Source organism: Clostridium sp. D5 (assembly GCF_000190355.1).
Lineage (GTDB): Bacteria > Bacillota > Clostridia > Lachnospirales > Lachnospiraceae > Faecalicatena > Faecalicatena fissicatena_A.
This window is the reverse complement of the sequence record NZ_GL870809.1, coordinates 574,410-580,409: the sequence shown is the minus strand read 5'-3', so window position 1 is coordinate 580,409 and position 6,000 is coordinate 574,410. Positions and strand designations below refer to the sequence as shown.

General features: G+C 43.4%; 4 protein-coding genes. All 4 read right to left on the bottom strand.

Annotated features, from left to right (window positions below; genetic code table 11):
* Positions 1-188: 188 nt before the first annotated feature.
* The 4 genes from HMPREF0240_RS02530 to HMPREF0240_RS02515 all read right to left on the bottom strand — a co-directional run bounded on the left by HMPREF0240_RS02530 (position 189) and on the right by HMPREF0240_RS02515 (position 5,969).
* Positions 189-944 carry an aminoglycoside phosphotransferase family protein gene (locus HMPREF0240_RS02530; protein ID WP_009001887.1) on the bottom strand — a complete coding sequence of 252 codons (756 nt, stop codon included), beginning with the start codon at positions 942-944 and terminating at the stop codon, positions 189-191.
* Positions 945-1,397: 453 nt separating this feature from the next.
* The gene (gene adhE / locus HMPREF0240_RS02525) at positions 1,398-4,016 is read right to left on the bottom strand and encodes a bifunctional acetaldehyde-CoA/alcohol dehydrogenase (protein ID WP_009001886.1); all 2,619 of its coding nucleotides are present in this window, start codon (positions 4,014-4,016) and stop codon (positions 1,398-1,400) included.
* Between the two features lie 331 nt (positions 4,017-4,347).
* Positions 4,348-4,884, bottom strand: a complete 537-nt coding sequence (locus tag HMPREF0240_RS02520) for a L17 family ribosomal protein (protein ID WP_009001885.1) — start codon at positions 4,882-4,884, stop codon at positions 4,348-4,350.
* Between the two features lie 125 nt (positions 4,885-5,009).
* A complete protein-coding gene (locus tag HMPREF0240_RS02515) occupies positions 5,010-5,969 on the bottom strand; it encodes a DNA-directed RNA polymerase subunit alpha (protein ID WP_009001884.1) in 960 nt (319 codons plus the stop codon).
* Positions 5,970-6,000 lie beyond the last annotated feature (31 nt).

Sequence of the window (6,000 nt, the reverse complement as noted above, 5' to 3'; positions counted from 1 at the left end):
AAATTCTGTTGCCGCCGGCGGCGCGAATGCATCGGCATTCGGGCCAACTGCGGCAAGCACCCTCCCTGTTCCCTGTTTTTTCTCTTACGGATTCTCAGCAAGTGGACAGGAGTTTGAAACGGCATGCACATCCCCTGCGGGGGAACCAGACACACCTTTCACTTAGCGCCCCTCCTCCAAAACCTCCCCTACTGATAATCAATCACATCGATCCATTTCATTAGGAATTCTTTTTCGAGTTCGTTATCTTTTGTGAGCTGTGCCGCCGCTACGATCGGCAGCCACTGCTGTACGTATTGTTTTGCGGTGTCGCTCTTTTTGCAGAAAAGCTTCAGGTACAGGTCTGCTGCATTCTGGTCTTTTAATGCGAATAAGAGATAGGTCATGGCAGCGTCTGCGCTGGCGTTGCCCTGGGTTGCGTGTGCCCAGTCCACGACTGTCATCTTGCCGTTCTTTCCTACGATTACGTTGCTTGGGTTGAAGTCGCCGTGGCAGACTTTGTTGTGCTTCGGCATGCTTTCCAGCCTTGTGAGCAGTTCGTATCTTGTTGTGGCATCCAGATCTTTCAGACCGTTAATCTGACGGGACAGTTTATCTTTCAGTTTATTCAGCAGAGGGGCAGTCTTTGCGTGCACTGTAAGCTGCAGGTCTACGAAGTCTTCCATGTATTTTTCCAGGTTGCTGCCGTCTGCTTCCATCATGTCTTCCAGAGTCTTTCCTGCTTTGTATTCAATAGCAAGCGCCCATTTGCCGTCAACCTGTGTTACTTCTTTTACTTTTGGAATATCCAGGCCGGTCTCTTCTACCCTGGCTGTATTCAGGGCCTCGTTAAATATGTCTGATTTGGGGTGCGTCGGTTCAAATACTTTAACAACGCTGTCATCACATTTGTAAACTTTCTTATAAGGACGTTCTACGATTAAACTCTTTTCTTCAAGTTTCATATGCTATACCTCCTGATTTTGTTGCCGCTCTTTTTAAGTTGGTTTTATTATACTACAACTTTTTGGGCAATGTAAGACCTCCAGGAGAATTTTGTGCATTTTTTAACTATCTTTTTTTTGCTTATTTTATTGTTAATTATTTGACAATTATTATAATACTACAGAATCCGGGTTTTATTGGGGTTTCTTCCGCATGATCACTCCCCACTTGGCTTCAATCAAGCAAAAAAGCCTCGGAGTTTTCCGGGACTTTTTTAATTTTAAGAACGTGGTGCTAATGCACCACGCTCTTAATAGTGAGAAAAAATTTATATCCAAAAGGTACACCTTGTTCTGCAGCTTTGCTGCAGAACCGCCGCAGGGCATGTGTTACGTGGCGCCCTTTGGGTATACCTTATTGCTATATCCACGGACCCGCATGATACGGAGTCTGTCAGTAAAAGTTTGAAAGGCTTATTTGCCGTAGTAGCACTTCAGATAGATTTCCTTAATTTCCTTCAGTAAAGGATATCTCGGGTTAGCCCCTGTACACTGGTCGTTGAATGCCTGCTCTACCATGTCATCCAGTGTATCGAGGAAGTACTTCTCATCAATGCCATAATCTTTGATGGTTTTCTTAATTCCGATCTGCTCTTTTAATACTTCCAGTTTTGCAACAAAGTTGTCGAATACTTCCTGGTCGTCTTTCCCTGTGCATCCTGCAAAACGTCCTAATTCAGCGTATCTTTCAAGTGCATGTGGGTACTGGTACTGTGAGAATGTACCCATCTTTGTCGGAGCCTCAACTGCGTTATATTTCATAACCTCTGTCAGGAGAACAGCATTTGCAACACCGTGTGGAAGGTGATGGAAAGCTCCCAGTTTATGTGCCATGGAGTGGTTCAGTCCGAGGAACGCATTTGCAAAGGCCATACCTGCCATACAGGAAGCGTTTGCCATCATCTCACGTGCATAAGGATCGTTTGCTCCATTCTCATATGCTGACGGAAGGTAATCAAACACTCTCTTAACAGCCTTCATTGCCAGGCCATCTGTGTAATCTGTTGCCATGATGGATACGTATGCCTCGATCGCATGTGTCATAACATCGATACCGGAAGCACTTGTCAGGCCTTTTGGCTGGGTCATCATATTGTCAACATCCACAATTGCCATGTTCGGAAGCAGTTCGTAGTCTGCAAGCGGCCATTTAACGCCTGTCTCTGCATCTGTAATAATTGCGAATGGTGTTACCTCGGAACCTGTTCCTGAAGAGGTCGGGATTGCTACAAAATAAGCTTTCTCTCCCATTTTCGGGAATGTATATACTCTCTTGCGGATATCCATGAAATCCATTGCCATATCTTCGAAGTTTGCTTCCGGGTGTTCGTACATTACCCACATGATCTTTGCTGCATCCATTGCGGAACCGCCGCCCAGAGCGATAATGGTATCAGGCTCGAATTCTCTCATCTGATCTGCACCTTTTTGTGCACACTGCAGAGTCGGATCCGGAGCTACTTCGTAGAAGCATGTATGCTGAATTCCCATTTCATCCAGTTTTGCTTCGATCGGAGCTACATAGCCGTTTTTGTAAAGGAAGGAGTCTGTCACGATAAACGCTTTTTTCTTGTGCATAATCGTTCCAAGCTCATCCAGTGCTACCGGCATACAGCCTTTCTTGAAGTAAACCTTTTCAGGTGTTCGAAACCAAAGCATATTCTCTCTCCTCTCAGCAACTGTCTTAACGTTCAGTAAGTGTTTTACCCCAACATTTTCAGAAACGGAGTTCCCGCCCCATGAGCCGCATCCCAGTGTAAGAGACGGAGCCATCTTGAAGTTGTAAAGGTCGCCGATACCGCCGTGAGAAGAAGGTGTGTTGATCAGTACACGGCATGTTTTCATAGCTGCTGCATGTTTTGCAATTTTCTCTGCCTGTGCCGGATGGATATACAGAGAAGCTGTGTGTCCATATCCTCCGTCTGCCACGAGCTGAGCCGCTTTTTCCAGAGCTTCATCAAAAGTTTTTGCTTTATACATACCAAGTACGGGAGATAATTTTTCATGTGCAAATTCTTCTGAGATGTCGACTGATTCTACTTCACCAATCAGGATCTTTGTATTTTCCGGAACATCCACTCCGGCCATTTTTGCAATTTCATAAGCTGATTTGCCCGGAATCTTGCTGTTCAATGCTCCATTGATAATGATCGTCTTGCGAACTTTATCCAGCTCTGCTCCCTTTTTCAGGAAGTAGCATCCGCGGTAAGCGAATTCTTTTTTGACTTCCTCATAAATGCTGTCCAGAACTGTTACAGACTGCTCAGAGGCGCAGATCATACCGTTGTCAAATGTTTTGGAATGGATGATGGAATTTACTGCCATCTTAACATCAGCTGTCTCGTCGATAATAACAGGTGTGTTTCCAGGTCCTACTCCGAGTGCCGGCTTGCCTGAAGAGTAAGCTGCTTTTACCATTCCTGGTCCGCCTGTTGCAAGAATGATATCCGAATCCTTCATAACTGTATTTGTAAGTTCAAGAGAAGGTACATCAATCCATCCGATAATTCCTTCCGGAGCTCCTGCTTTTACGGCTGCATCCAGAACAACTTTTGCCGCTTCTATTGTACATGCCTTTGCAGCCGGATGAGGGCTGATGATGATTGCATTTCTGGTCTTCAGACAGATCAGTGTTTTGAAGATCGCTGTTGAGGTCGGGTTGGTTGTCGGGATAACTGCAGCTACCAGACCAATCGGTTCTGCAATTTTCTTTATTCCAAATGCAGCATCCTCTTCGATCACGCCGCATGTTTTTGTATCTTTATAGGCATTGTAAATGTACTCTGCCGCATAGTGATTCTTTATGACTTTATCTTCTACGATACCTCTCTGTGTCTCTTCAACTGCCATTTTCGCAAGCGGAATACGCATCTTGTTTGCGGCCAGGGCTGCCTCGTAGAATATCTTATCTACCTGTTCCTGGGTGAAAGTAGCAAATACTTTCTGTGCTTCACGCATAGCTTTCATTTTTGCTTCGAGTGTTTCCACGCTGTCTACAATCTCAGGTACTACGACCTTTTCCTTCTTTGCCATTTCAATTTTTCCTCCCGTAATTGAATTGTTTTTCTTAATTACAGGTTTTAGTTTACTCTATCGTTAAATAATTGTCAATATAGCTTTTGTCAAAGTTTTAACGTTATTTTTTTAACATTTGTTGTGTAAATTGCACAAAAACAAGTACAATCTGCAATTTTTCGGTTTTCAATTACCGCTTTTTTCCATTCTATTCCTGATCATTCACAGGCATTTAAAAAACAAAAACCGGCGGCTGCAGAAAGCATTTTAATAAAAATTACTTTCTGCGGCCGCCGGACCGTATCATTATTTATGAAAATTTATAATCTCTATAAACTTTTTTCCGGAATTATACTAATTCAATCAGCACTTCCATAGCTGCATCACCTTTACGCTGGCCAATCTTTACAATTCTTGTGTAACCACCGTTGCGGTCTGTATACTTAGGAGCGATCTCTGAGAACAGCTTCTCCGGCAGATCAACTTCTTTTGTATTTCTTTTCTTGCCTGCAGCAGCTGCCGGAACTTCCTTTACAGGATAAAGAACCTTCAGCATCTCTCTTCTTGCGTGAAGTCTGCTTGGCATATCTTTCTTAATCTTCTTGTCTACTTCATCGTATACAGTAACTTTTTTTCCGTCAACTACTTCTTTGACTCTCTTGCCGTCTTTGTCTTTACGTGCAACCTTTGCTTTTACTGTAACTTCTTCGTAATTGTCTTTTTCTTTAACAGCCATAGCAATTAATCCCTCTGCTACTTTGCGGATTTCTTTTGCTTTAGCTTCTGTTGTAACGATTCTGCCGTTGTTCAGCAGTGCTGTTACCTGATTTCTGATTAAGGCTTTTCTCTGGCTGGATGTTCTGCCGAGTTTTCTATACTTTGCCATTGTTTTAATCCTCCATTTTCAAACATTTGGTTATGCATCTTCGGGCTTATTAATCAAATGCTCCTGCCATACTCTTCGGGCTTACTGACAGGATAATTCAAATAATAATCAATATGGTACGGTGATTATTCATCACCCTGGTTGAGCTCAAGATCTAATTCCTTCAGCTTGGCCAGCACTTCTTCCAGTGATTTACGTCCAAGGTTACGCACCTTCATCATATCTTCCGGTGTCTTGTTGGTAAGTTCCTCAACGGTGTTGATGCCGGCTCTCTTCAGACAGTTATATGAACGCACGGAGAGTTCTAATTCATCAATGCTCATCTCCAGTACTTTCTCTTTTTCGTCATCTTCTTTTTCAATCATGACTTCCGCAGCCTGAGCAACTTCTGAAAGGTCAATAAACAGCTTCAGATGCTCGCTGAGTACTTTCGCAGCAAGGCTGACAGCCTCGTCCGGGAGCAGTGTTCCTTTTGTCCATACGTCCAGTGTCAGTTTGTCATAGTCAGTAATCTGGCCGACACGTGTATTCTCTACTGTGAGGTTCACACGTTCTACCGGAGTATATATGGAATCAATTGGAATTACGCCAATCGGTAAGTCTTCATTTTTATTCTTGTCTGCGCTTACGTATCCTCTGCCTTTTGTAATGGTAAGTTCCATATACAGCTTGCTGTCTTTGCCACCGCTTAAGGTAGCAATGACCTGATCAGGATTCATAATCTCGATATCGGAATCCGCCTGGATATCAGCGCCTGTTACAACGCCTTCTCCTTCAAATTCGATATATGCGGTCTTGACTTCGTCTGATTCTGATGTATTCTTGATTGCCAGTGATTTCAGATTCATGATAATCTCGGTTACATCTTCTTTTACACCCGGAATGGAACTGAATTCGTGCAGGACTCCGTCGATTTTAACAGAACTGATGGCTGCTCCCGGAAGGGAAGAAAGCATGATTCTTCTCAGAGAATTGCCCAATGTGGTTCCATATCCTCTTTCCAGAGGCTCCACAACAAATCTTCCATATTTTTTATCTTCTGAAATTTCGGTAATCTCAATATTTGGTTTATTAAAATCAAACACTACACAGACCCTCCTTATGGGTTTAAATATG

What these genes read in the sequence shown, in the direction of transcription:
- HMPREF0240_RS02530 (WP_009001887.1), bottom strand. Translation starts at nt 944, where the DNA reads ATGAAACTTGAAGAAAAGAGTTTAATCGTAGAACGTCCTTATAAGAAA.
- adhE (WP_009001886.1), bottom strand. Translation starts at nt 4,016, where the DNA reads ATGGCAAAGAAGGAAAAGGTCGTAGTACCTGAGATTGTAGACAGCGTG.
- HMPREF0240_RS02520 (WP_009001885.1), bottom strand. Translation starts at nt 4,884, where the DNA reads ATGGCAAAGTATAGAAAACTCGGCAGAACATCCAGCCAGAGAAAAGCC.